This window comes from Caulobacter sp. (genome assembly GCF_049283275.1).
Taxonomy (GTDB): Bacteria; Pseudomonadota; Alphaproteobacteria; order Caulobacterales; family Caulobacteraceae; genus Caulobacter.
In genome coordinates this window covers 1-25,536 of record NZ_JBAPVS010000365.1, presented here as the reverse complement: position 1 = coordinate 25,536, position 25,536 = coordinate 1, and the positions used below count along the sequence as shown (strand labels likewise).

Annotated in this window: 27 protein-coding genes and 1 pseudogene; 18 read left to right on the top strand and 10 right to left on the bottom strand. The window is 68.1% G+C overall.

What is annotated here, in order from left to right:
• From WAL33_RS20900 to WAL33_RS20855, 10 genes are all read left to right on the top strand, one after another.
• Positions 1-494: aminotransferase class V-fold PLP-dependent enzyme (locus tag WAL33_RS20900; RefSeq protein ID WP_422183881.1), on the top strand; the 494-nt coding region annotated here is incomplete at its 5' end.
• Complete coding sequence (gene sufB / locus WAL33_RS20895) at positions 494-1,963, top strand: Fe-S cluster assembly protein SufB (protein ID WP_422183879.1); 1,470 nt, start codon at positions 494-496, stop codon at positions 1,961-1,963. The genes WAL33_RS20900 and sufB, both read left to right, overlap by 1 nt.
• The gene (locus tag WAL33_RS20890; RefSeq protein WP_422183877.1) at positions 1,960-2,382 is read left to right on the top strand and encodes a hypothetical protein; all 423 of its coding nucleotides are present in this window, start codon (positions 1,960-1,962) and stop codon (positions 2,380-2,382) included. Before sufB ends, WAL33_RS20890 begins: the two co-directional genes overlap by 4 nt.
• Positions 2,383-2,393: 11 nt before the next feature.
• On the top strand, positions 2,394-2,696 hold the full coding sequence (locus WAL33_RS20885; RefSeq protein WP_422183876.1) for a hypothetical protein: 303 nt from the start codon (positions 2,394-2,396) through the stop codon (positions 2,694-2,696).
• Positions 2,689-3,435 carry a Fe-S cluster assembly ATPase SufC gene (sufC, locus tag WAL33_RS20880; RefSeq protein WP_422183874.1) on the top strand — a complete coding sequence of 249 codons (747 nt, stop codon included), beginning with the start codon at positions 2,689-2,691 and terminating at the stop codon, positions 3,433-3,435. Before WAL33_RS20885 ends, sufC begins: the two co-directional genes overlap by 8 nt.
• A gap of 130 nt (positions 3,436-3,565) precedes the next feature.
• The gene (gene sufD, locus WAL33_RS20875; RefSeq protein ID WP_422183873.1) at positions 3,566-4,597 is read left to right on the top strand and encodes a Fe-S cluster assembly protein SufD; all 1,032 of its coding nucleotides are present in this window, start codon (positions 3,566-3,568) and stop codon (positions 4,595-4,597) included.
• A complete protein-coding gene (locus WAL33_RS20870; protein ID WP_422183872.1) occupies positions 4,597-5,823 on the top strand; it encodes an aminotransferase class V-fold PLP-dependent enzyme in 1,227 nt (408 codons plus the stop codon). Before sufD ends, WAL33_RS20870 begins: the two co-directional genes overlap by 1 nt.
• A 6-nt stretch (positions 5,824-5,829) precedes the next feature.
• Positions 5,830-6,189 (top strand): SUF system Fe-S cluster assembly protein, encoded by a 360-nt coding sequence (locus WAL33_RS20865; RefSeq protein WP_422183870.1) that lies wholly within the window; start codon positions 5,830-5,832, stop codon positions 6,187-6,189.
• Positions 6,190-6,203: 14 nt separating this feature from the next.
• The gene (locus tag WAL33_RS20860) at positions 6,204-6,596 is read left to right on the top strand and encodes a HesB/IscA family protein (RefSeq protein ID WP_422183869.1); all 393 of its coding nucleotides are present in this window, start codon (positions 6,204-6,206) and stop codon (positions 6,594-6,596) included.
• Complete coding sequence (locus tag WAL33_RS20855) at positions 6,596-6,796, top strand: hypothetical protein (protein WP_422183867.1); 201 nt, start codon at positions 6,596-6,598, stop codon at positions 6,794-6,796. Before WAL33_RS20860 ends, WAL33_RS20855 begins: the two co-directional genes overlap by 1 nt.
• Position 6,797: 1 nt before the next feature.
• Here the strand turns inward: WAL33_RS20855 and WAL33_RS20850 are convergent, their stop codons facing one another.
• The 6 genes from WAL33_RS20850 to WAL33_RS20825 all read right to left on the bottom strand — a co-directional run bounded on the left by WAL33_RS20850 (position 6,798) and on the right by WAL33_RS20825 (position 11,430).
• Positions 6,798-7,076, bottom strand: a complete 279-nt coding sequence (locus WAL33_RS20850) for a hypothetical protein (RefSeq protein WP_422183865.1) — start codon at positions 7,074-7,076, stop codon at positions 6,798-6,800.
• 95 nt (positions 7,077-7,171) lie between these two features.
• Positions 7,172-7,957, bottom strand: coding sequence for a lysophospholipid acyltransferase family protein (locus tag WAL33_RS20845; RefSeq protein WP_422183864.1), 786 nt, complete (start codon positions 7,955-7,957; stop codon positions 7,172-7,174).
• A gap of 38 nt (positions 7,958-7,995) precedes the next feature.
• Positions 7,996-8,556, bottom strand: coding sequence for a TetR/AcrR family transcriptional regulator (locus WAL33_RS20840; protein ID WP_422183862.1), 561 nt, complete (start codon positions 8,554-8,556; stop codon positions 7,996-7,998).
• A 79-nt stretch (positions 8,557-8,635) separates the two neighbouring features.
• Positions 8,636-9,751, bottom strand: a complete 1,116-nt coding sequence (locus tag WAL33_RS20835; protein ID WP_422183860.1) for an FUSC family protein — start codon at positions 9,749-9,751, stop codon at positions 8,636-8,638.
• On the bottom strand, positions 9,752-10,243 hold the full coding sequence (locus WAL33_RS20830; protein WP_422183858.1) for a CinA family protein: 492 nt from the start codon (positions 10,241-10,243) through the stop codon (positions 9,752-9,754).
• A gap of 35 nt (positions 10,244-10,278) precedes the next feature.
• Positions 10,279-11,430 carry a bifunctional 2-C-methyl-D-erythritol 4-phosphate cytidylyltransferase/2-C-methyl-D-erythritol 2,4-cyclodiphosphate synthase gene (locus WAL33_RS20825; RefSeq protein WP_422183856.1) on the bottom strand — a complete coding sequence of 384 codons (1,152 nt, stop codon included), beginning with the start codon at positions 11,428-11,430 and terminating at the stop codon, positions 10,279-10,281.
• Positions 11,431-11,528: 98 nt separating this feature from the next.
• Here WAL33_RS20825 and dusB point away from each other — a divergent pair, with 98 nt between their 5' ends.
• The 8 genes from dusB to hflX all read left to right on the top strand — a co-directional run bounded on the left by dusB (position 11,529) and on the right by hflX (position 21,732).
• Entirely contained in the window at positions 11,529-12,536 is a 1,008-nt protein-coding gene (gene dusB, locus WAL33_RS20820; protein ID WP_422183855.1) for a tRNA dihydrouridine synthase DusB, read from the top strand.
• The gene (locus WAL33_RS20815; RefSeq protein WP_422183853.1) at positions 12,533-13,663 is read left to right on the top strand and encodes a two-component system sensor histidine kinase NtrB; all 1,131 of its coding nucleotides are present in this window, start codon (positions 12,533-12,535) and stop codon (positions 13,661-13,663) included. Before dusB ends, WAL33_RS20815 begins: the two co-directional genes overlap by 4 nt.
• Positions 13,660-15,081, top strand: coding sequence for a sigma 54-interacting transcriptional regulator (locus WAL33_RS20810; protein ID WP_422183850.1), 1,422 nt, complete (start codon positions 13,660-13,662; stop codon positions 15,079-15,081). The genes WAL33_RS20815 and WAL33_RS20810 overlap by 4 nt, the downstream gene beginning before the upstream one ends.
• Before the next feature lie 144 nt (positions 15,082-15,225).
• Complete coding sequence (locus WAL33_RS20805) at positions 15,226-17,469, top strand: ATP-binding protein (RefSeq protein ID WP_422183848.1); 2,244 nt, start codon at positions 15,226-15,228, stop codon at positions 17,467-17,469.
• Entirely contained in the window at positions 17,466-18,854 is a 1,389-nt protein-coding gene (locus tag WAL33_RS20800; protein WP_422183846.1) for a sigma-54-dependent transcriptional regulator, read from the top strand. The genes WAL33_RS20805 and WAL33_RS20800 overlap by 4 nt, the downstream gene beginning before the upstream one ends.
• A gap of 162 nt (positions 18,855-19,016) precedes the next feature.
• Entirely contained in the window at positions 19,017-19,880 is an 864-nt protein-coding gene (locus WAL33_RS20795; protein ID WP_422183845.1) for a D-amino-acid transaminase, read from the top strand.
• Between the two features lie 237 nt (positions 19,881-20,117).
• Positions 20,118-20,366, top strand: coding sequence for an RNA chaperone Hfq (gene hfq, locus WAL33_RS20790; protein ID WP_012286640.1), 249 nt, complete (start codon positions 20,118-20,120; stop codon positions 20,364-20,366).
• A 10-nt stretch (positions 20,367-20,376) separates the two neighbouring features.
• Positions 20,377-21,732 carry a GTPase HflX gene (gene hflX / locus WAL33_RS20785; RefSeq protein ID WP_422183843.1) on the top strand — a complete coding sequence of 452 codons (1,356 nt, stop codon included), beginning with the start codon at positions 20,377-20,379 and terminating at the stop codon, positions 21,730-21,732.
• 42 nt (positions 21,733-21,774) lie between these two features.
• Here hflX and mazG read toward each other — a convergent pair whose 3' ends face one another.
• From mazG to WAL33_RS20765, 4 genes and pseudogenes are all read right to left on the bottom strand, one after another.
• Positions 21,775-22,611, bottom strand: coding sequence for a nucleoside triphosphate pyrophosphohydrolase (gene mazG, locus WAL33_RS20780; protein ID WP_422183841.1), 837 nt, complete (start codon positions 22,609-22,611; stop codon positions 21,775-21,777).
• Positions 22,574-23,986: an MFS transporter gene (locus WAL33_RS20775; protein ID WP_422183840.1), complete on the bottom strand. Its 1,413-nt coding sequence runs from the start codon at positions 23,984-23,986 to the stop codon at positions 22,574-22,576. Before WAL33_RS20775 ends, mazG begins: the two co-directional genes overlap by 38 nt.
• Before the next feature lie 95 nt (positions 23,987-24,081).
• Positions 24,082-25,263, bottom strand: a complete 1,182-nt coding sequence (nhaA, locus tag WAL33_RS20770) for a Na+/H+ antiporter NhaA (protein ID WP_422183839.1) — start codon at positions 25,261-25,263, stop codon at positions 24,082-24,084.
• 87 nt (positions 25,264-25,350) lie between these two features.
• Positions 25,351-25,536: pseudogene (locus tag WAL33_RS20765) on the bottom strand (cobyric acid synthase CobQ); the annotation flags it as partial.

Here is a 25,536-nt window from a genome sequence, read left to right as displayed (position 1 = left end):
CCACGATCGTGCGCCAGCAGCACGGCGGCGGCCAGGAACGCGGCCGCCGGGCCGGCACCGAGAATGTCGCGGGCATCGCCGGCTTCGGCGCGGCCGCCGAGGCGGCTGTCCGCGACTTGCCCTCGATGGCCAATCAAGGCACATGGCGCGACGCCTTGGCCGAACGGGTCAAGGCCGCTGGCGCTGTGGTGCTCGGGGAGGGCGCGCAACGCCTGCCCCAAACCCTCTGTCTCGCCGCCGAGGGCTTCGCCTCGCAGATCCAGGTGATGAACCTGGACCTGGCCGGGGTGATGGTCAGCGCCGGCAGCGCCTGCTCGTCAGGCAAGGTCAAGGCCAGCCGCGTGGTGGACGCCATGGGCCGGGCGGACCTGGCCCCGTTCGCCCTGCGCGTCAGCGGCGGCTGGGCGAGCACGGAGCAAGACTGGATTTCCTGCGGCGACGCCTGGCTCGCCGCCTATTCGCGTATCGGCGCTCGGCGCCGGGAGGTGGCGTAGTGGCCGCGGTCAAAGAGACCATCGATACCGTCGCGTCGCTCGAGAAGTACGAGCACGGCTTCACGACCGATATCGAGCAGGAGTTCGCCCCCAAGGGCCTCTCCGAGGACATCGTGCGCTTCATCTCGGCCAAGAAGGACGAGCCGCAGTGGATGCTGGACTGGCGGCTGGACGCCTATCGCCGCTGGCTTGAGCTGGAAGAGCCGACCTGGGCCAAGGTCGACTTCCCCAAGATCGACTACCAGGACAGCTACTATTACGCCGCGCCGACCCAGAAGGCCGGGATCGCCAGCCTCGACGAGGTGGATCCCGACATCCTGGCCGTCTACGCCAAGCTGGGCATCCCGCTGAAAGAGCAGGAAGTGCTGGCCGGCGTGGTCGGCGCGCCGCGCTACGCCGTGGACGCGGTGTTCGACAGCGTCAGCGTCGTGACCACCTTCAAGAAGGAACTGGCGGCGGTCGGGGTGATCTTCTGCTCGATGAGCGAGGCGATCCGCGAGCATCCGGAGCTGGTCAAGCAGTACCTGGGCAGCGTCGTGCCGACGTCGGACAACTATTTCGCCTGCCTCAACAGCGCGGTCTTTTCCGACGGCTCGTTTGTCTACATCCCGCCGGGCGTGCGCTGCCCGATGGAGCTGTCGACCTATTTCCGCATCAACGCCAAGGACAGCGGCCAGTTCGAGCGCACCCTGATCATCGCCGACAAGGGGGCCTACTGCTCGTATCTGGAGGGCTGCACGGCCCCGATGCGCGACGAGAACCAGCTGCACGCCGCCGTGGTCGAGCTGGTGCTGCTGGACGACGCCGAGATCAAGTATTCCACCGTCCAGAACTGGTATCCGGGCGATCCGGAAACCGGCAAGGGCGGCATCTACAACTTCGTCACCAAGCGCGCCGACTGCCGCGGCGACCGCTCCAAGGTGTCGTGGACCCAGGTCGAGACCGGCTCGGCCATCACCTGGAAGTACCCGTCGTGCGTGCTGCGCGGCGAGGGCAGCTCGGGCGAGTTCTACTCGATCGCCGTGACCAACGGTCATCAGCAGGCCGACACCGGCACCAAGATGATCCATCTGGGCGCCAATACGAAGTCGCGGATCGTCGCCAAGGGCATCAGCGCCGGCAAGTCGACCAGCACCTATCGCGGCCTGGTCTCGGCCCATCCCAAGGCCAAGGGCGCGCGCAACTTCACCCAGTGCGACTCCTTGCTGATCGGCAAGACCTGCGCGGCCCACACGATCCCCTATATCGAGGCCCGCAACGGCCAGTCGGTGTTCGAGCACGAGGCCACCACCACCCGCCTGTCGGACGACCAGCTGTTCTACTGCCAGCAGCGCGGACTGTCGCAGGAAGAGGCCGTGGCCTTGCTGGTCAACGGCTTCGTCAAGGACGTGCTGCAGCAACTGCCCATGGAATTCGCCGTCGAGGCCCAGAAGCTGGTGGCGATCTCGCTGGAAGGAAGCGTGGGTTGATGCTCGCGACCGGTCTTTTCGCCCTGGCCTTGGCGTCCGCCCCGCGGGCTGAGGCGTTGGGCGTGTGGGTTTTGACCGATGTCGCCGGCAAGCCTTTGCCGCGCTATGACCGGCCGCTCCCGTCGCTGATCGAGTTCGAAACGGACGAGGTCTTCGGCGGCTGCGCGACTGGCCTGTCTTTCGAAGCCAAGGCCCGCGTCAAGGATGATCGTCTCGCCGTGCGCGATCTTGCGTTCGGAGGCACCTGCATCCCTAACCAACCGGCCTTCCGAAGCCCGGAGCAGATCACCTTCCGCCGCGTGTTGGAGGCCTGTGCGGCCGAGGGCTGCGAAGCCAAGTTTCGCGGCGACAAGCTATCGATCCGCGACCAGGCCGGCGAACGGCTGACGTTCAAGCGCTACGCGCCGGTCACAGAATGACGACATCGAACATGACGCCCGTCCGCTTCGGCCTGAACGACAAGGAATACAAGTACGCGCGCCAGCTGGCCTTCCAGGCGGCGCACGGGACTTGGATCAATCCCTACGGCGACGAGGCGCCGCTGATCGACCGCAGCGCCAAGCTGCTGTCGGGCGGCAATGCCGACGCCGCCGCCGAGCGCGAGCTGCTGACCACGCTGCTCAAGCTCGCCGCCTACAGCCCCGAACATGAATGGGAAGCCCCGGCCCTGACCGGCAAGCCGACCACGTTCGCTATCCAGACGCTCGAAAAGATCACGGCCTTCAATGCTTAACATCCAAAACCTCCACGCCAATGTCGGCGACAAGCCGATCCTCAAGGGCCTGACGCTCGAGGTGCCGGCCGGGCAAGTGCATGCCATCATGGGTCCGAACGGGGCGGGCAAGTCGACCCTGTCCTACGTGCTGACCGGCCGGGGCGGCTACGAGGTCACCGAGGGTTCGGCGACGCTCAATGGCGAGGACCTGTTGGCCCTGGAGCCCAACGAGCGGGCCGCCAAGGGCGTGTTCCTGTCGTTCCAATATCCGCTGGAAATTCCTGGCGTTCCGGCCCTGACCTTCATCCGCACGGCCCTGAACGCCCAGCGCCGGGCGCGCGGCGAGGACGAGATCGCCGCCCCGGCCTTCCTGAAGCTGGCCAAGGAGAAGGCCGCGGCGCTGAAGATCGACTTCGACATGCTCAAGCGCGGCCTGAACGTCGGCTTCTCGGGCGGCGAGAAGAAGCGGATGGAAATCCTTCAGATGGCGATGCTTTCGCCCAAGTTCCTCATCCTCGACGAGACGGACTCGGGTCTGGACATCGACGCTCTGAAGATCGTCTCCGAAGGCGTCAACGCCCTGCGCGCGCCCGACCGCGGCATGCTGGTCATCACCCACTACCAGCGCCTGCTGGACTACATCAAACCCGACCGCGTCCACGTGCTGGCCGCCGGCCGCATCGTCGCCTCGGGCGGCCCGGAGCTGGCCCTTCAGCTCGAGGCCGAAGGGTACGACAAGTACACGGTGGCGGCATGATGCGGCCGGCTCACAGCCACGACCTCGTCCTTCGACAGGCTCAGGATGAGGTCGAATTTGGACGCGGCGCTTCATTCGAAATCCTCATCCTGAGCTTGTCGAAGGACGAGGATTTCGTGGAGCCGGCCGCATGACGCTCGCCACCGCCCTGAAAACCGGCGACCTGACCCAGCTGCCGTCGCGCCGCGACGAAGACTGGCGCTGGACCGATCTGCGCGGCCTGATCCGCGCCGTGCCGCCGGCCTCGCCGGCGGTGGACGGCGACGTCGCCAAGGGACCGTTCGACGGCCTGGCCGCCGACGAGATCCTGTTCGTCAACGGCCGCCAACGCCATGCCGCCAAGTCGGGCGCTGGTGACGTTGTCGCCCTGCGCTTCGTCTCGGCCACCGAGGGCGCGGCTCACGCCGCCGCCTACGCCATCGTCGTCGAGCCGGGCGCCACCCTTGTGCTGCTGGAAAGCCACGAAAGCCGGGCGGGCGGCTACTTCTCGGACGTCACCCTGGACATCGCCGTGGGCGAGGGCGCCCGCGTCGAACGCATCGTGCTGGTCGACGACCATGCCGAGGCCATCGACGTGGTCACGGCCGAGGTCGACCTGGCCCCCGGCGCGACCTTCAACCAGACCATCCTGACCGCCGGCGCGCGCCGCCAGCGGATCGAGACCCGGATCAATCACCCCGGCGCCCACGCCAGCGTACGGCTGGACGGCGTCTACATCCTCGAAAACCAGCGCCACGCCGACCAGACCACGGTCGTCACCCACGGCGGCGTCGACGGGACCACCAGCCAGCTGACCAAGGGCGTCGTCGACGACCAGGCGCGCGGCGTGTTCCAGGGCCGGATCGTCGTCCAGCCCGGCGCCGACCAGACCGACGCCCGCATGGGCCACCACGCCCTGATCCTGTCGGACAAGGCCGAGGTCGACGCCAAGCCCGAACTGCTGATCTTCGCCGACGACGTCGCCTGCGCCCACGGCAACACCATCGGCGCCCTGGACGAGGAAGCCATCTTCTACGCCCGCCAGCGCGGCATTCCCGAGATCGAGGCCAAGGCCATGCTGACCCAGGCCTTCCTGGGCGAAGTGGTCGAGCGCATCGAGCACCAAGGCGCGCGCGAGATCGCGACCGCCTGGGTGGCCGCCAGGTTGGGGAGGGCGGTCTGATGGCATTTGACGCCCCCTTCGACGTAGAGGCGATCCGCGCCCAGTTCCCGATCCTGGCCCGCCAGGTGCACGGCAAGCCGCTGGTCTATCTGGACAGCGCCGCCAGCGCCCAGAAGCCCGAAGCGGTGCTGAACGCCATGACGGGCCTGGCCCGCACCAGCTACGCCAACGTCCACCGCGGCCTGCACACGCTCGCCAACGAAACGACGCAGGCCTACGAAAACGCCCGGGAAACCGTGGCCAAGTTCATCAACGCCGAACCGTCGGAAATCGTCTGGACCAAGAGCGCGACCGAAGCGGTCAACCTTGTCGCCGACACCTTCGGCCGCTCGCTGAAGGCCGGCGACGAGATCGTCATCTCGCAGATGGAGCACCACGCCAACATCGTGCCGTGGCACTTCCTGCGCGAGCGCTACGGCGTGGTGCTGAAGTTCGTGCCCGTCACCGACGACGGCCGGCTGGACATGGAGGCCTATAAGGGCCTGCTGTCGGACCGCACCCGGATAGTGGCCATGAGCCACATGTCGAACGTGCTGGGCACCATCAACGACGCCGCCGAGATCGTCCGCCTGGCCCATGCGGCCGGCGCGCCGGTGCTGCTGGACGGCTGCCAAGCCATCGTCCACAGCAAGGTCGACGTGAAGGCCCTGGACGTCGATTTCTACGTCTTCTCCGGTCACAAGCTGTACGGCCCCACCGGCATCGGCGTGCTGTACGGCAAGGCCGAGCGCCTGGCGGCCCTGCCGCCCTACCAGGGCGGCGGCGAGATGATCGGCTCGGTGTCGATGGAGACCATCACCTACGCCGACCCGCCGCATCGGTTCGAGGCCGGCACCCCGGCGATCCTCGAGGCGGTCGGCCTGGGCGCGGCCATCGACTGGCTGAACGGCATCGACCGCGACGCTGGCCTGGCCCACGAGCACGCCCTCTATCAACGGGTCGTCGACCAGCTGGACGGCGTCAACGGCGTGCGGATCCTGGGCACGGCGCCCGGCAAGGGCGCGGTGCTGAGCTTCGTGGTCGAGGGCGCCCACGCCCATGACGTGGCCCAGGTGCTGGACCGCTACGGCGTGGCTGTCCGCGCCGGGACCCACTGCGCCGAGCCGCTGATGAAGCGATTTGGCGTCACGTCGAGCGCCCGCGCCTCGTTCGCCCTATATAACACCATGGCCGAGGCCGACGCGTTCGTGAGCGCGCTGGCCAAGGCCCGCAGTTTCTTCAGTTGAGCTGACATGACCGAGCAAACCTCTTCCTTGGCCACCCCGTCCGCGCTGTCGCAGGCGGAACTCGATCGCCTGACCGATCAGCTGATCGAGAAGCTGAAGACGGTGTTCGACCCGGAAATCCCGGTCGACATCTACGAGCTGGGCCTGATCTACAAGGTCGACATCAACGACGACAAGGACGTGGCCATCGACATGACCTTGACCGCTCCGGGCTGCCCGGTGGCCGGCGAGATGCCCGGCTGGGTGCGCGACGCGGTGATGGAGCTGGACGGCATCAAGTCGTGCCATGTCGACCTGGTCTTCGAGCCGCCGTGGGATCCCTCGCGGATGAGCGACGAGGCCAAGCTGCAACTGAACATGTTCTGATCGGTTCGAATCCCATGGAAGCCGCCGTCACCCCCCGCGTCCGTCGCCCCCGCCCCAAGGTCGTCACCCTGACCCCGGCCGCCGCCGCGCGGGTCAAGGAGATCATGGACCGGGCCGATAAGCCCTATGCCGGGCTGCGGGTGGGCGTGAAGAACGGCGGCTGCGCGGGCTCGGAATACATCTTCGAATACGCCGCCGAGCAGGGACCGATCGACGAGGTGGTCGAGGACCAGGGCGTGACCATCCTGATCGATCCCAAGGCCGTGCTGTTCCTGATCGGCACCACGATCGACTACGAAACCACCAAGCTGTCGTCGAAGTTCGTGTTCAACAACCCCAACGAAACCGACGCCTGCGGCTGCGGCGAGAGCGTGACCATCCAGCCCGCGCCTGAGGCTCTCGACTGATGCTGACCAAGACTCCCGCCTGCGTGGAATGCGGCCTGGCCTGGGGCGCGCCGGCGTTCCGCCACGAGGACCATGCTCCGCTGTATTGGTCGGACCAGGGTATCCTGTGCTCGACCGGCTGCGCCACGAAGCATTTCGATCAGCGCCGGGAGGACGGGACGTTCGTGCCGATCCCGGCGGAGTGCCCGGTCGAGCTCTAAGCTAGATCCAGCTTCCGGTGACCGCCATAAATCCAACGAACCAGACGAAGTAGGTCAGCGGGATTTGGCAAAGCGAGAACGCCGCTGCAGGGATCCGATACCCCTTTGCCATCAGCGGAACCGCCAAACCAACGACGACGCTGGCGTAGAAGGCGTATTTGAGAGCGTCCGCGATCCAGGCTGGACGGGGCAACGCCACCACCGAAATCGGCTCTACCTGGAAAGTCTGCGCCCAGACAGCCCCGAAGAGCGGCGGCGCAATGGCGAGGAGCAGCAGCAAGATAAGGATCGCCCGCGGCTTCCGGCCCCGCCACCGCGCCGCCAGATAGACGCCTAGGGCGAGCGAAACCTCGATCGCCAACACTGGAAAAATCATCAGGCGACGACTGCTGCGGCGTGCGCCACGGTCTTGCGCCCGTTCCATTCAACCAGCACCGACGGCTTGACCGCCTCGCCGCGCGCCTGGGCGATCAGCTGGTTGGTGCGGGTTTCGATGACGTCTTCCATCTGGGCCATGAACTCGGCCTTGGACAGACCCTGGGGCAGGGGCGGCAGGAACTCGATCGTCGCCTGACCAGCGGTCTTCTTCTTGTCCTGCTGCTTCCAGAAACAGCCCAGGTTGGTCGCCACCGGCACCACCGGCAGGCCGAAGTCCTGGCTCATATGATAGACGCCGGTGCGGTAGCGGAAGCGTTCGCCCGGCGCGGCCAGGTGGCCCTCCGGATAGATCAGAATGCGCCGGCCCTCGGCGGCGACCTGGGCCGCGCTCTTGGACAGCGCCGCGCGGGCTTCGGGTCCGCCGCAGCTGTCGACCACGATGGCCCCGAACTTCCTGAGGATCCGGCCGACCAGCGGGAACTTCTCCAGGTGGTCGCCGGTCACGAACGACAGGTTGTCGACATTGGCGAACATCACGAAGCCGTCGCCCCAGCTGTGGTGCTTGGCGGCGATGATGAACGCGCCCTGGGGCAGGTTTTCCTGGCCCTTCAGCGCGATCTTCACCCCGGCCAGGACCCGCAACGCCCAGATCATCCGCTGGCTGTACAGCCGCAGGGCGAAGGCGATGGGCCTACGGCCCGGGAGCAGGGCGGAGAGGGCGGCCGACAGGCCGTAGAAGATCGACAGCACCCAGTAGTAGGCATTGAACAGCGCGCTGCGCATGGTTCGAGGTCCCTTGGAGTGGGGAGGGCTTGAAGGTCTCAGCGGGCGGAGAGCACGGCCTGGACCGCCGCGGTCATCAAGCCGGCGTGGGCCGAGAGGGCGTCGTCGCCCAGGCGGCCGTAGGCCTTGTTCTGGGCGGTCTGGGTGATCACGCCGATGGCCATGGCGGCGACCACCCGCGGATCGCCCGGCGGCAGCTCGGCGTCCATCATCGCCCGCTTGATCAGGCTCTCGACCATGGTCACCGGATCACGGCCGTCCTCCTGGTAGTAGGGCAAGAAGTGGTGCAGCTGCAGCAGGTGGAAGGCGAACAGCAGCCAGTCCTCGTCGGCCACGGTGCAATAGGCCCTGACCACGGCGGAGGCCTTGGCCTGGATGCCGCTCGCCTGGTCGGCGTTGGTGGTGATCAGGTCCGAAAGGCGGCGATGGGTGGCCATGAACAGGCCCAGCGCCAGCTCGTCCTTGCTCTTCCAGTGGCGGTAGATCGCGCCCTCCGAAACCCCCGCCTTGGCGGCGATCAGCTTGGTGGTGGCCGCATCGACGCCCTTGTCGACGAAGATTTCCAGGGCGGCGCGTTCGATCTTGGGTTTGGCGTTCATGACGGCGACGCTAGCACTGCCGCGACACAATGCAAGTGATTACTCACTTGTGGAGGGAGAGCTCCATGAACGCCTGGGTCTAGGCCCGCTTTCCGACGGTTTCCTCGACCCGCTCCTCGAAGTCGCCGAGATTGCCGAACAGGTTCTCGATCGCGAACACCAGGCCGAACACCCGGGCGGCGTCGTCGAAGGCCAGGGCCCGCGTGCCGCCGCCAGCCCGCAGGGACTCGACGGCGGCCTGGAACGCCTGGTGGGCTTCGGCGAAGGCCAGGCGATCAGGGCGGGGGCCGCCCGACAGCAGGCCGGCGCAGGCGCGCAGGAACGTCGCGCCCACGTTCAGCATGGCCGCGGAGAGCAGGGCCAGGCCCGGAGACGGGAAAGCCTCATGCAGCGCCCGGCCGATCATCACGCTGTCGTTGCGCAACCTCCACAGCGTGCGGGGCAGGGCCTCGGTCACCGAATGGTCGCTCAGCCGGCTGGCGCTCTCGCGATCGGCCTCGGTCATGGCGGCCTGCAGCTTGGACAGGGCCTTCAAGGTGTCGTCGTAGTGGCCGCGGGGCTCCAGGTGGGTCTCGCCGCCCTTCAGCTTCAGGGCGTAGTGCTCCAGCAGCTCGGCCAGCAGACGGGCCACCTTGTCCGTGCTCTCGATCACCGTGGTGTGGGCCCGCGCCGGGAAGATCAGCAGGGTGGCCGCGACGCCCACCACGCTGCCGACCGTGATCTCGGCTGTCCGCAGGAAGGCGGCCACGACCGGATCCAGGTGGGTGGTCGTGCCGATCAGCATGATCACGGCGGTGATCGGCGCCACCTTGAAGGCCGGACGAACGGCGGCCAGGAAGGCCAGCAGGGCGGCGGTCACGGCCAGGATCGGACCGCCCGCCTCGGGCCAGCGGGCGTGCAGCATGGCGGCTCCAGCCCCGACGGCCGCGCCGACCACCGTGCCCATCAGCCGCTCGATCGAGGCGGTGATCGTGGCGCCGAGGCTGGACTGGACGACGATCACCGCGGTGAACACCGCCCAATAGCCTTGGGGCAGGCGCAGCAGGGTCGCCAGAGCGTAGGCGGCCACGACCGCGGCCGACACCCGGACGGCGTGGCGCAGCTCGGTCTTGCGGGTCGCCGCCTTGGCCAGGGCGGCCCGGGAAAGCTCCAGGCCGACGAAGCGCCGCCAGTCGCTGGGCGCGGCCTCGGGCATCTAGGCCACCGCCTCGCGCAGCATTTCCAGCGCGGTGCGCACGGCGGCCAATTGCACGCCCTCGCGCGTCTCGCCGTCGAACAGCTCATGGCGGTGGATGACCGAGCGGTTGGCGCGGGCCACGGCGAAATGCACCGTGCCGACCGGTTTCAGGGGCGAGCCGCCGCCGGGCCCGGCCACGCCGGTGATCGAGACCGCCACATGGGCATTGCTGGCCTCCAGCGCGCCCTCGGCCATCATCCGCGCCACGACCTCGGACACCGCCCCGTGGTCGGCGATCAGGTCGCCCGGCACGCCCAGCATCTCGGACTTGGCCCGGTTGGTGTAGGTGACGAAGCCGCGCTCGAAGACGTCGGATGCGCCGGAAATGTTGCAGATCGCGCCGGCCACCAGCCCGCCGGTGCAGCTCTCGGCCGTGGCCAGCCGCAGCGACTTCTCGCGCGCCTCGTCGATAAGCAGGCGGGCCAGGGTCTGGATTTCGAGCGGGAACATCGGCGACTCCTGCGTCGGTCTATCTTGGCGGAAACCTAGGCCGGCGTCTCGACCACGGCGATCGCCTGGGCGGCCAGGCCCTCGCCGCGGCCGGTGAAGCCCATGCCCTCGGTGGTGGTCGCCTTGACGCTGACCCGGTCCAGCGGCAGGTCCAGAATCTGGGCCAGGCGCTCGCGCATCGCCGCCCGGTGCGGTTTGATCTTGGGCCGCTCGCAGATCAGGGTCACGTCGACATTGACCAAGGTTCCGCCCCGTTGACGGACGAGATCAACGGCATGGCGCAGGAACTTGTCCGAAGCCGCGCCCTTCCATTGCGGATCTGTAGGCGGGAAATGGTCGCCGATGTCGCCTTCGCCGATCGCGCCCAGGATGGCGTCGGTCAGGGCGTGCAGGCCGGCGTCGGCGTCGGAGTGGCCGATCAGGGTCTCATCGTGGGCGATCTCGACGCCGCACAGCCAGACGGAGTCACCGGGACCCCACCGGTGGGCGTCGAAGCCCTGGCCCATGCGGGTGATCCGCGCGCGGCCGGCCAGTTGCTCAGCCATGGCGAAGTCCTCCGGATAGGTCAGTTTCATCAGCATGGGATCGCCGGCCGTGACGATGACCCGCCCGCCGTGGCGCTCGACCACCTGGCCGTCGTCGGTGGGTTCGTCCGACCCCGTCCAAGCGGCGTAGGCCGCCAGCAGCCGATCGCGGCGGAAGGCCTGGGGGGTCTGGGCGCGCCACAGGTCGTTACGCGGTTTCGTGACAACGGCCGCGTCGAGCGCTCCACTTTTCAGCGTATCGGCCACCGGCAAGGCTGGAATCGCGCCATCGGCGTCGCCGAGGGCCTTCAGCACAGCTTGGATTGTTGCGGCGCCGAGGAAGGGCCGGGCGGCGTCGTGGATCAGCACCGGCTCATCGGCGGGCCGGTCGGCGAGGGCGGCCAGACCCGCCTGAACGGAGAGGGCGCGCGTCACGCCGCCGGCCGTCGTCGTCCAGCCGGAAAGGCCGTCCAGAGCGGCTTCCAGGGTGGGGCGGGCGTCCGGATCGGCCACGATCACAAGCTTTTGGGCGCCGCCGGCCAGCAGAGCTTCCGCCGACCAGCGCAAGACAGGTTTCCCAGCCAAGACACGCCATTGTTTGGCCTGGCCCGGCCCGGCCCTGGCGCCGGAGCCGGCGGCGACGATGACGGCGGAGAAGGTCATTGTGGCTGTTTAGCCGCATGTCCGAACTTGTCCAGAGAAGGAGGGTTTACTGCGCCGCACAATGTGCCTAAAAACAGTGCGGTGGGGATGCATATAAAATGAGCAATAATCTCGCAGTCGGCAAGGTCGAGGTGCCTGGGCGTGTTTGGATCGCGCCTATGACGGGCGTTTCCGACCTGCCTTTCAGGGAAACCGCCACCCGCCTGGGCGCGGCCTATGTGGCGACCGAAATGGTGGCCTGCGCCGAGTTCGCGCGCGGACGGCCTGACGCCGTGCGCCGCGCCGCGGTGGGCGAGGGCCTGCCGCTGATGGTCGTCCAGCTGGTCGGCCGCGATCCCGATTTCATGGCCCAGGGCGCGCGCATGGCCGCCGACGCCGGGGCCCAGATCATCGACCTGAACTTCGGTTGCCCTTCCAAGATGGTGACCAGCGGCGTGGCCTCGGGCTCGGCTCTGATGCGCGAGCCCGACCTGGCCGAGGCCCTGGTCGCCGCCGCCGTCCGCGCGGTCGATGTTCCCGTCACCGTCAAGATGCGCCTGGGCTGGGACGACGACAGCCGTAACGCGGTCGACATCGCCCGCCGGGCCGTCGACGCCGGGGCGCAAGCCATCACCGTCCACGGCCGCACCCGCTGCCAGTTCTATAAGGGCGAGGCCGACTGGGAGGCCGTCGCCGCCGTCAAGCAGGCGGTGGGCGTGCCGGTGCTGGTCAATGGCGACATCGTCGACGGCGACACCGCCCGCCTGGCTCTGGACCAATCGGGCGCCGACGGGGTGATGATCGGGCGCGGCGTCTACGGCCGCCCCTGGCTCGCTCAGGCCATCGAGGCGGCCCTGCGCGGCGAAGGCTTCCGCGAGCCGGACGCCGAGGAGCGCCTGGCCATCGCGGTCACCCATTTCCGCCGCAGCCTGGACTTCTACGGCCAGACCCTGGGGCTGAAGATGTTCCGCAAGCACCTGGCCTCCTACATCGACGCCGCGCCGTGGCCCGACAGCGAGGAGGCTCGCCGCGCCGCCCGCGCCGCCCTGTGTCGGCTCGAGGATCCCGCCGCGATCGAGGACGGCCTGGCCGCCTTGTGGCTGGCCGACCAGAGGCTGGCCGCATGACCGATCACGCCCGCATCGCCCCCACCAAGGTCGCCGACAGCCTGAAGGTCGCCGCCTTCGACCTCAGCCCCGAACCCGCCCTGGTCATCGACCGGGAGGGCGCGCTGGTCGCGGTCAACGAGGCCGCCGAGGCTCTGTTCGGCCAGGGCCTGTCGCTGCTGGCCCGCGGCCGGTTCCGCGCCGCTCTGCCGCCTGGCTCGGTGCTGGTTTCGATGATGGACCGCGCCCTGTTCGAAGGGGCCCTGGTCCGCGAGCACGGGGTCGAGGTCAACCTGTTCGGCCAGCCGCCGTTCGAGGCGGACGGCGCGGCCGCGCCCCTCGGCGACGGCTCGGTGATGCTGACCCTGCACGTCAAGGGCGTTCTGGGCGTCGAGCGGGCCTCCGACGCCGCCGGCCTGCGCTCGGTGGTGGGCCTGGGGCGCATGCTGGCCCATGAGATCAAGAACCCGCTGGCCGGCATCCGCGGCGCGGCTCAGCTGCTGAAGACCGGCGCCAGCGCCGCCGACCAGCCCCTGGCCCAACTGATCGTCGACGAGACCGACCGCATCCGCCGCCTGGTCGACCGCATGGAGGCCTTCTCCGACGAGGTCCCGGGCCCGCGCGAAGCCGTCAACATCCACCAGGTTCTGGACCGCGTCCGCGCCCTGGTGGTCAACGGCGTCGCCGACGGCCTGGCGCTGCAGGAGCATTACGATCCGTCGCTGCCGGACGTCTGGGGCGACGAAGATCACCTGATCCAGGTGTTCCTGAACCTGGTCAAGAACGCCGCCGAGGCCGCCCATACGCGCGGCGACGGCCAGGGCATCCTGTCGATCCACACCGCCTGGCGCCCCGGTGTCCGGGTGCGCGGCGCCGACGGCAGGGCCTCGGCCGGCGCGCCGATCGAGATCCGCGTGCAGGACAACGGCCCGGGCGTGCCCGACAGCCTGCGCGATCACCTGTTCCAGCCGTTCGTCACCACCAAGGCCAACGGCACCGGTCTGGGCCTGGCCCTGGTCACCAAACTGGTGACCAGCCACGGCGGCCTGATCGACTTTGAATCCGAGCCCGGCCGCACCGTGTTCCGCGTGCTGCTGCCGATGGCGACCGGAAAGCTTGCCCCCTCCACTGGAGACGCCCACGCATGAACGCCGCCAGCAAGAAGATCCTGATCGCCGACGACGACAGCTCGGTGCGCCTGGTGCTCAGCCAGGCCTTCACCCGGCTGGGCTATCAGGTGCGGGCGACGGGCAACGCCACCACCCTGCTCAAGTGGGTGATGGACGGTGAGGGCGATCTGGTCGTCACCGACGTGATGATGCCCGACGAGAACGTGTTCGACGTGCTGCCGCGCATCCGCAAGGAACGGCCGAAGCTGCCGATCATCGTGATGAGCGCCCAGAACACCCTGCTGACGGCGGTCAACGCCGCCGATGCGGGCGCGTTCGAATATGTTTCCAAGCCGTTCGACCTGGACGATGTCACCGCCGCCGCGCGCCGGGCCCTGTCTCGGCCCGCCGACGCCGAGGCCTCCAAGGCCCAGGCGAGGGCCATGCGCGACGAGCGCCTGCCGCTGATCGGCCGCTCGGCCCCTATGCAGGAGGTCTATCGCACGATCGCCCGCCTGGTCGGCGCCGACCTGACCGTGCTGATCCTCGGCGAAAGCGGCACCGGCAAGGAGCTGGTGGCCCGCGCCTTGCACGAGCTGGGCCGTCGCCGCGACGGCAAGTTCGTGGTCATCAACCTGGCCGCGGTTCCGCGCGAGCGGGTTGAGACCGAGCTGTTTGGGCGCGGGGAGGGCGACCAGGGCCGCCTGATCGAGGCCGACGGCGGCACCCTGTTCCTGGACGAGATCGGCGACATGCCGCTGGACGCCCAAACGCGCCTGCTGCGGGTGATCGACGGCACCGAGCCGGTGCTCAATCCCAAGACCGGCCGCCGGCCCAATGTGCGGATCATCGCCGCCACCAATCGTGACCTGCGGGGCCTGATCCAGCAGGGGTTGTTCCGCGAAGACCTGTTCTTCCGTCTCAACGTCGCGCCCGTGCGCCTGCCGCCGCTGCGCGACCGCACCGAGGACATCCCGGACCTGGCCCGCACGTTCCTGTTGCGCGCCGCTCGCGAGGGCCTGCCGTCCAAGACGATCGACTCCAGCGCCCTGGACCGGATGAAGACCCACGCCTGGCCGGGCAATGTGCGCGAGCTGGAGAACCTGATCCGGCGAATGTGCGCCCTCTATGCCGAGGAACTGATCACCGCCCGCATCGTCGACCGCGAACTGCAGGACCACACCCCGGCCGCCCACACCGACGAGGGCCCGGTCACCCTGGCCAGCCTGGTCGAGCGCCACCTGTCGTCTCATTTCGCCGACCAGCCCGACGGCGTGCCGGCCGCGGGTCTCTACGACCGGGTGCTGCAGGAGGTCGAGCGGCCGCTGATTCAGCTGACGCTGTCGGCGACCCGTGGGAATCAAGTCCGGGCTGCGGAGATCCTGGGACTCAACCGCAACACCCTGCGCAAGAAAATCCAGGACCTGGGCGTCGAGATGACGCGCGGCCGACGCTGAAATCGAACCAGCGAGGTTTTTCGTCCTATTTTTGGACCGACTGAGGGGCGCTTTGTGCGGATGGACACTTTGTAACGCCACCGCTGACGCTTAATTGGCACATACCTGTTGAGTTTAGGGCACAGCGCCCCTTAAACTTGGTCAATGGCGTCCGTTCCGTCCGTGCTGGAGCTTGAAGGACCCCCGACCCGGTTCAGCCGGGCCTGGTGGCGCGAGCTGCTGCGATCTCGCTTCACGCTCGGCGGGGCCTACGGCTTGGCGGTCGCCCTGACCGCGACGGCTGTCGGCCTGGCCTCGTCTCCGCCCGCCACCGGACCGATCGGACCGGCCACCACGGTCATCCTGATCGTTCTCGGCTTCAACCTGGCCCTCATTCTCTGCGTCGCCGGCATCGTGGGCTGGCGGCTGCTGGACCTGGTCGATGCGCGGGCCAGCGACGCCGGCGCGCGCCTGCACCTGCGCTTCGTGGGTCTGTTCTCGCTGGCCGCCGTAGCCCCCGCGGTGATCGTCGCCCTGTTCTTCGGCGTACTGGTCAATCGCGGCGTCGAGGCCTGGTTCAGCGAGCGCGTGCGCACGGTCGTCGAGAACTCGGCCACCGTGGCGCGCTCATACGTCACCGAGCAAACCACCTATATCAGCCAGCATGTCGGACCGATGGCGGGCACGCTGAACCAGGCCGCCCCGACCTTGGCCGAGTCGCCTGTCGCCTTCGGCCACTTCCTGCGCAGCCTGGCCGACGACAACGGCTTCTCGGCCGCCTATGTGCTGGATCGCGACGGCCGGATCCTGGCTCGGGCTGAAACCGACGACGCTCCGCCGTTCCTGGCGCCGCCGCCGTCGAGCTTCAGCCGCACCGACAGCGGCGACATCACCTCGCAGCGCTTCGTCGAGGAAGACCTGTTCCGGGCCCTCTATCGCCTGAAGGCTTTTCCCGACGCCTATCTCTATGTCGCCCGACCGATCGACAAGGGCATCCTGGCCCACCTGATCGAATCCGAGGAATCGCTGATCTCGTATCGCGAGGCGGCCAAGAACCAGGCGCGGATCCAGGTCATCTTCGGCCTCAGCTATATCGAGACGGCGCTGCTGGTGCTGGTGGCCGCCGTCTGGGTCGGCATCGCCGCCGCCAATTCGATCGCCGCCCCGGTTTCCGGCCTGGTCCAGGCGGCCGGTCGCGTGTCGGCCGGCGACCTGGACGCGCGGGTGGACGTCGAGATCGGCCCGGAGGAGATCCGCGCTCTGTCGATCGCCTTCAACATGATGACCACCGATCTGCAGGCTCAGCAGGCCGCCCTGCGGGTGGCCAGCCTCGACGCGGAGTCGCGCCGCCAGTTCATCGAAACCGTTCTGTCGGGCGTCAGCGCCGGCGTCGTGGGTCTGGACACCGAGGGCCGGATCACCGCGCTCAACCGACGCGCCGGCGATCTGCTGGCCCTCACGGACGACGCCGTGGGCCAGCCGCTGGTCGAGGTCGTCCCCGAGCTGGAGACCGTGATCCAGGACATCAGCGGCGGCAAACCGAACGCCGAGATCGAGATCGACGTGATCCGCGGCGGCGAGACCCGGCGGCTGCGCTTCCGCGGAGCCGGTCACGCGGTCGGCGCCCTGGTCCTGACCTTCGACGACATCACGCGCCTGGTGGCCGCCCAGCGCAACGCCGCCTGGAAGGACGTGGCCCGACGGATCGCCCACGAGATCAAGAACCCGCTGACCCCGATCCAGCTGTCGGCCGAACGCATTCGCCGCAAGTACCGCAAGGATATCACCAGCGACCTGGACACCTTCGACCGCTGCACCGAGACCATCATCCGCCAGGTCGGCGACATTGGCCGGATGGTCGATGAGTTCTCGGCCTTCGCTCGGATGCCCGCGCCGCGTTTCGCGCCTGCCGACCTGACCGAGATGCTGCGCCAGGCGGTGTTCGCCCAGCGCTTCGTCGACGCCGAGACCGAGGTGGTGCTGCTGGAGCCGGGCGAGGATGTCTGGATCAGCTGCGACACCGGGATGATCGGCCAGGCCCTGACCAACATCCTCAAGAACGCCGGCGAGGCCGTGGGCGGACGCCGGCAAGTCTCGCCGGAGCCGGCCGGCCGCATCGTCGCCAGCCTGGTCTCCGACGACGAGCATCTGTGCGTCGTCGTCGAGGATAACGGCGTGGGCCTGCCGGCCCGCGACCGGGACCGGCTGACCGAACCCTATGTCACGACCCGCGAGAAGGGCACCGGCCTTGGGCTGGCGATCGTCAAACGGATCATGGAGGACCACGAAGGCGAACTGGTCCTGACCGACGCGCTGAACGGAACCGGCGCCCGGGTCATCCTGAAGTTCCCCACGACCGCGCGGCTCGCCGCCGCCAACGCCCAGAACGGCGTAGAGGAGATGATATGAGCGCTGACGTGCTGGTGGTCGACGACGAGGTCGATATCCGCGAACTGGTGGCCGGCATCCTTGAGGATGAAGGTTATGCGGTGCGGGTCGCGGCCGATTCCGACCAGGCGCTGGCCGCCTTGCGGGCTCGAAAGCCCGCGTTGCTGGTGCTGGACATCTGGATGCAGGGCGGGGGGATGGACGGGCTGGAGCTGCTCGACATGGTCAAGGCGCTCGACCCCGACCTGCCGGTGATCATGATCTCGGGCCACGGCAATATCGAGACCGCCGTCAGCGCCATCAAACGCGGCGCCTACGAGTTCCTGGAAAAGCCGTTCAAATCCGACCGCTTGCTGCTGGTCGTTGAACGGGCGTTGGAAGCGGCCAACCTCAAGCGCGAAAACCGCCGCTTGCGGGTGCAGAGCTTCAGCTCCGACGGCCTGATGGGCAAATCGGCGGCGGCGCAGGCCCTGCGTCAGCTGATCGCCAAGGTCGCCCCGGCCAACAGCCGGGTGCTGGTCTCTGGTCCTCCCGGTTCGGGCAAGGAGCTGGTGGCTCGACTGATCCACGGCTCCAGCACCCGCTCGCGCAACGAGTTCGTGGCGGTCAGCGCCGCGGGCATGGCCCCCGAGCGCCTGGACGTCGAGCTGTTCGGCGAAGAAGGCGAGGGCGGTCGTCCGCGCAAGATCGGGGTGTTCGAACGCGCCCACGGCGGCACCCTCTATCTCGACGAGGTTGCCGACATGCCGCGCGAGACCCAGAGCCGCATCCTGCGGGTCCTGGTCGAGCAGCGCTTCCGCCGGGTGGGCGGCGACAACGACGTCCAGGTCGACGTGCGGGTGATCTCGTCCAGCTCGCGCGAGCTGCGCGAGGAGATCGCCGCCGGACGGTTCCGCGAGGACCTGTTCCATCGCCTGAACGTCGTGCCGGTTCGCGTGCCGGGCCTGTCCGAGCGCCGCGAGGACATCCCCGAACTGATCAGCTACTTCGTCGAGCGCATTTGCGAAGCCACTGGCCTGCAGCGGCGGCGGCTGGGCGAGGACGCCTTGGCGACGCTGCAGGTGCAGGCCTGGCCGGGCAATGTCCGGCAGCTGCGCAACAACGTCGAGCGGATGCTGATCCTGGCCTCGGGCGAGCCCGGCGATCTGATCACCGCCGAGATGCTGAACGCCAACGAACAGCCCTCCGGCGGCAACGCCGGGGCGATCGGGGCCGAACGGATCATCGCCTTGCCGCTGCGCGAAGCCCGCGAGCTGTTCGAGCGGGAATATCTGAACGCCCAGATCCTGCGGTTCGGCGGCAACATTTCACGCACCGCCAACTTCATCGGCATGGAACGCTCGGCCCTGCACCGGAAACTCAAATCTCTTGGCGTCGCCGGTGCACGAGTCGAAGAGGAAGAGTAACAAAGCACCGCTCATCCCGGCGAAAGCCGGGACCCAGATGGAATGGCTGGGGGATTACGCCATAGGCGCATCGCTCCTCTAGTCAGCCACACCGCTATGGGATCTGGGTCCCGGCATTCGCCGGGATGCGCGGTTTGAATTTGCCTGAAAGGGAAGTGTTGAATGTCGCGTTTCGCCTATGTGAACGGCCGGTTCGTGCGCCATGGCGAGGCCGCCGTGCATATCGAGGATCGCGGCTACCAACTGGCCGACGGCGTCTACGAAGTGTGGGCGGTGTTCGGGGGCAAGCTGGCCGATGCGGCCGGGCACTTCGCCCGACTGTGGCGCAGCCTGGACGAGCTGAAGATCGCCCATCCGATGAGCGAAAAGGCCCTGACCGTGGTGCTGCGCGAGGCCATCCGCCGCAACAAGCTGGTCGAGGGCATGGTCTATCTGCAGGTGACCCGCGGCGTCGCTCCGCGCGATCACGCCTTTCCCAATCCCGCCGTGCCGCCGGCCGTGGTGATCACCGCCAAGCGTGTCGATCGCGTGGCCGCCGAGGCCAAGGCCGCCAAGGGTCAGGCCGTGATCACCGTGCCGGAGAACCGCTGGGGCCGCTGCGACATCAAGTCGATCGGCCTGCTGCCCAACGCCCTGGCCAAGCAGGCGGCGCGGGAACGCGGCGCGGTCGAGGCCTGGTTCGTCGATGAGCTGGGCCTGGTCACCGAAGGCGCTTCGTCCAACGCCTGGATCGTCGACGCGCAGGGGCGCCTGCGCACGCGCGACACCCAGGCCAACATCCTGCGCGGCATCACCCGTTCCAGCCTGCTGGAGGTGATCGCCGAGGCCGGCCTGCCGATCGCCGAGCAGCCGTTCACCGTGGAAGAGGCCAAGGCCGCCAAGGAGGCCTTCATCACCGGAGCGGGGACCTTGGTGCTGCCGATCGTCAGCGTCGACGGCGCCATGATCGGCGATGGAAAGCCCGGACCGGTGGCGACGCGGCTTCGGCGTCTCTATATCGAGCACGCCAAGGCCGCCGCGATCTAGAGCGCTGCCCGACTTCTTCGCACCGGACTGGGATTCTAGACGCTTGTTTTAACGCATTTCTTTGGGCGAACCGGAACCTATTTCCCTCGAAAATGCTTGAGATCGTTAGTCTAGCTCTAGGCGGATTTGCGCACTTTCTTCGCCAATTGGTCATACCAACCGGCGAAAAATGCTTTAGTCTGAACTTGTTTGTGTGGGGGGCGTGTGGCCCTCCGAAACAATAAGAGGGGAATCCCCATGTCGACCGAAAAAAAACAGAACCTTCAGGACACCTTCCTGAACAGCGTGCGCAAGTCGAAGACGCCGCTGACCATCTTCCTGGTGAACGGCGTGAAGCTGCAGGGCGTTGTCAGCTGGTTCGATAATTTCTGCGTTCTGCTCCGCCGCGACGGCCAGTCCCAACTGGTCTACAAGCACGCCATTTCGACGATCATGCCGGCCCAGCCCGTGCAACTGTACGAGCCGAGCGCTGATCAAGACGATTGATTCCTAGCGTTTGACCAAATCCACTTCCAAGTCCATCGACCACGCTGTCCCGGTTCTGCGGGCCTTCGTGATCCATCCCGTGCGCCCGACGCGCGGCCAGTCGGTTCTCGAGGCGCGTGATCCCAACGTGCGCCTCGAGGAAGCCGTCGGCCTGGCCGTCGCCCTGGATCTCGAGGTCGTCGAGACCGCGATCGCGCCCCTGCGCCTGGTCACCCCCGCCACCCTGTTCGGCAAGGGCAAGATCGAGGAGTTCGCCGCCATCTGCGAGGTCGAGAAGATCGACGTCGCGGTGTTCGACGACCAGCTGACCCCGGTCCAGCAGCGCAATCTGGAACGCGCACTCAACGTCAAGGTCGTCGACCGTACGGGCTTGATCCTCGAGATCTTCGCCCGCCGAGCCCGCACCCGCGAGGGCAAGCTGCAGGTCGAGCTGGCCCGGCTGGACTACGAGCGCTCGCGCCTGGTCCGCACCTGGACCCACCTTGAGCGCCAGCGCGGCGGCACCGGAAACACCGGCGGCCCCGGCGAAACCCAGATCGAGTTGGACCGCCGCCTGATCGCCGGCGTCATCATCAAGCTCAAGCGCGAGCTGGACGAGGTGCGGCGCACCCGCACCCTGCACCGCAGCGCCCGCAAGAAGGTGCCGTACCCGACCGTGGCTCTGGTGGGCTACACCAACGCCGGCAAGTCGACCCTGTTCAACCGCCTGACCAACGCCACGGTCGTGGCCCAGGACATGCTGTTCGCCACCCTGGACCCGACCCTGCGCACCGTGAAGCTGCCCGACGGGCGGCCGGCGATCCTGTCCGACACCGTCGGCTTCATCTCCGACCTGCCGCACGAACTGGTCGAGGCCTTCCGCGCCACGCTGGAGGAGGTGCAGGAGGCCGACGTGGTGCTGCACGTGCGCGACGTGGCCAATCCCGACACCGACGCCCAGGCCCGCGACGTCCAGAAGGTCCTGACCGAGCTGAAGGTCCTGGGCGCCGACGGCGACGAGACCGAGGGCAAGACCCTGATCGAGGTCTGGAACAAGATCGACCTAGTCGAGGGCGAGGCCCGCGAAATCCTCGACGGCCAGGCCAGACGGCAAGGGGCCTCGCTCGTCTCCGCCGTCACCGGCGAAGGCTGCGCCGAGCTGCTTCGTCGCGTTGGCGGGCTGATCGACGACACCCCGCCGGTCGCGGTGCGCCTGGCGGCCGCGGACGGCGAGGCCTTGGCCTGGATCTATCGTAACGGCCGCGTGGAAAGCCGCGAAGACGAGAACGAGGGGGGCGTGCGCCTGATCGCTCGCCTGGACGCCCAGGCCTTGGGTCGGTTCGAGCGTCAGTTCCCCAATGTGTGGGTCATGGCCACCGGAGACTGATCCTGTTCGGGGACATGCACGGGTGCGTGTCCCCGACCGCGACTACTTCCGCTCCGCCGCCTTGGCCGCGTTCCACAAGCCGTCCATCTCGGCCAGGTCGGACTGGTCCGGCGTGCGGCCGTCCTTGGCCAGCTCGGCCTCGATGAAGCCGAAGCGCCGCACGAACTTGGCGTTGGTGGCGCGCAGGGCGTCCTCGGGTTCGACGTCCAGCTTGCGGGCCAGGTTGGCGACCACGAATAACAGGTCGCCCAATTCCTCGCGCGCCTTAGCCTTGTCGCCGGCGGCGATCTCGACCTTCAGCTCGGCGACTTCCTCGGCCAGCTTGTCCAGCACCTCGTCGGTCGAGGGCCAGTCGAAGCCGACCCGGGCGGCGCGCTTGGTCAGCTTGACGGCGCGGGTCATGGCCGGAAGGCCAGCCGGCACGTCGTCCAGGACCCCGCCCTTGGCCTTGGCCTTGCGCTCCTGCGCCTTCAACGCCTCCCAGCCGGCGCTCTGGGCGTCCTGGTTCTCGTAGGCATGATCGCCGAACACATGCGGATGGCGACGGACCATCTTGTCGTTGATCGCGCGGGCCACGCCCGCCAGGTCGAATGCGCCCTGTTCCTCGGCCATGCGGGCGTGGAACACCACCTGCAGAAGCAGGTCGCCCAGCTCCTCCTTCAGGTCGGAAAGGTCATGGCGCTCGATGGCGTCGGCGACCTCGTAGGCCTCCTCGACCGTATAGGGCGCGACCGTGGCGAAGGTCTGCTCCAGATCCCACGGACAGCCGCCGTCGGGATCGCGCAGCCTGGCCATGATGTCGATCAGCGTGAAGAGCGGATGTTGATCCTTCTCGCGTGGATCATTCAGCGGGGCTGGGGTGGACGAGGGGAGAGGCATGCGGTTCCGGGCTCGGGCTGGGAAGGGGCTCGGCCGCGTCCCGTTCGTCGAGCTGACGGCGGATCTCGGCATGGGCGGTCGCATCCAGCGGATAGCGCAGGATGACGGCGCACACCAGCAGGCCTAGGACCGCGGGGGCCACGGCGTACAGGGCGATCAAGGCGGTGTCGCCTTGCACGCTGGGAACCTTGGGGTCGAAGCCCAGCCACGACAGCAGCAGGAAGACGCCGATGGCCAGGGCATGGCCCAGCTTCACCGTGCCGTTGACGACGGCGTAGAGCAGGCCTGTGCGGTCGATCCCGCTGGCCAGCCGTTCCTCGTCGCCGATGTCGGCCATCATCGAGCGCACCAGCAGGGGCGCGGCCGAATAGGGCAGGCCGGCCAGGACCAGTATGCCCATGCCGACGATCGTGGAGGCGTTGAACCCGAAGCCGCCCTGGTTGCTGGGGGTGAAGACCGATCCAACCTGCACGACCGCGTAGATCACCGAGGCGATGGCCAGGGCCTTGTGCTTGCCAACCCTTTTGGCCAGGGCGGGCCAGATCGGCGAGCCCAGCAGGGCGGCGACGAAATAGATCAGCAGCAGGATGCCGGCGGTCGCCTTGTCGAAACCCTTGATCCGCTCGAAGAAGAAGAAGAACAGCGCGCCCGCGATGCCCGGCGCCAGGCCCATCAGCAGGTCGGCGATCAACAGCTTGCGCACCGACGGCCGCTTGATCAGGCCCAGGTACTGCCGCAGGCCCGCCTCGTGCTTGACCGGCGGCACGTTGGTCTCGCCGACCACGCCGATCGCCAGCAGGAAGGTCAGGGGCAGCAGGATGATGATGAACCAGCCCATGGCGTGGATGCCGGCGGCGTGGTCGCCCTTGAAGACGAGGGCCAGGACGGGCGGCAGCAGCAGCACCAGGATCATGCCGACGACGTTGCCCGCCTGCCACCAGCCATAGATCCGCGAGCGCTGCTGATAGTCCGGCGACAGCACCGAACCCCAGGCCGTGTGCGACAGCACGGCCATCGAATAGCCGATGTAGCAGACGACCAGCGAAGCCCAGAGATAGATCGGCCCGACGCCGGGCTTGGCCATGAACAGGGCGAAGGCCGCGATCATCAGCACGGGGGCGGCGGCCGCCAGCCAGGGTCGGAAGCGGCCGATCCGGGTCCGCGTGCGGTCCATGATCCCGCCGAGGATCGGGTCCAGGATGATGTCGGCCAGCCGCACCAATAGGAACGCCGCCCCCACCATCGACAACGAAAGGCCCAGCTCGCTGACATAGTATTCCGGCAGATAGACCACCAAGGGCAGGCCCAGGGCGGCCAAGGGCAGGCAGGGCGCGGCGAAGGCCGCCAGGGTCCAGGATGAGCGCCGTCCGGTCATGCGTTCCTCGCCGAGAGCGGGCTGGCCCCGCGTTTATGACCAAGGATCAGACGCCGTGTCGCGACGGCTGGCAAGGCCTGTCGCAAACGCGCGTTTCAACGCCTTTTGACAAATTTGTCCTTGGCCAGACTGAAGACCATCCAGCCCAGCAGGGCCGACAGCAGCGAGCCGACCAGCACGCCGATCTTGGTCTCGTCCCTCAGGATCTCGGCGTTGAAGGCCAGGTTGTTGATGAACAGGCTCATGGTGAAGCCGATCCCGCATAGGGCGCAGACGCCGAACAGCTGGGTCCAGGAGGCGCCGCTGGGCCGCCGGGCCCAGCCCAGCTTGATCGCCACCAGGCAGAACAGGCCCACCCCGATCGGCTTGCCCAGGAACAGACCCAAGGCCGCGCCCAGGGTGGCGGGCGCCGTCAGCTCGGCCAGGCCGACCTGGCCCAGGGCGACGCCGGCGTTGGCGAAGCCGAACACCGGCACGACCAGATAGCCCACCCAGGGCGCCAGGCCGTGCTCCAGGCGGTGCAGCGGCGAATGCTCGTCGTCTGGGCGGGCGGACGACTTGGTGATCGGAATAGTCATGGCCAGAATCACCCCGGCCAGGGTGGCGTGGACACCGGACTTCAGGAAGAAGAACCAAAGCGCAGCTCCGACAAGCAGATAGGGCCACAAGCTCATAACCTTGAAGCGGTTCATCGCGACCAGAACGACCAGGGTGGCGACCGCGCCGCCCAGGGCCCAGAGGGTCAGGTGGTCGGTGTAGAACACCGCGATGATCAGGATGGCGCCCAGGTCGTCGATGATCGCCAGGGTGGCCAGGAAGATCTTCAGCGAACCCGGCGCGCGCGATCCCAGCAGCGACAGCACCCCCAGGGCGAAGGCGATGTCGGTGGCGGCCGGGATGGCCCAGCCGCGCAGATTGGCCGGAGCCTGCAGATTGACCGCCACATAGATCAGGGCCGGGACGATCATGCCGCCCAGGGCCGCGACGCCGGGCAGCACGCGGCGCGACCAGGTGGACAGCTCGCCGTCGACCATCTCGCGCTTGATCTCCAGCCCGACCAGCAAAAAGAACACCGCCATCAGCCCGTCATTGACCCAATGCGCCACGCTGAGGCCGCCGACATGGATATGCAGGGCGTGGAAATAGTCCTTGGCCAAAGGCGAGTTGGCGATCACCAGCGCCAGGGCCGCCGCCCCCATCAGCAGCAGCCCGCCGGCGGACTCGCTCCGGAGAAAGGCGCGCAGGGCGGAGATAGCGCGGGGATGGGTGGACGTCATACGGCGGGTCCTCACGGGAATCTCAAGCGCCATCTTGCCGTGCGGCAGGGGGCGAGCGCTATCGAAACCGCCCGGCGGCCGATCGTTTTACAGCCCCGCGATCCGTGCGATCGCCTCGATGTCCAGCGACCGCTCCAACATCGTGGCGATCTCATCCAGCGCCGCGTCGACCGTGGCCGCATGGTCGCGCGGCGTCATCGCCAGGCCCAGCGGCGCCAGCAGCGCCGCGCGGGCCTCGCCACGCTCGAACAGGCCGTGGACATAGGCGCCCGC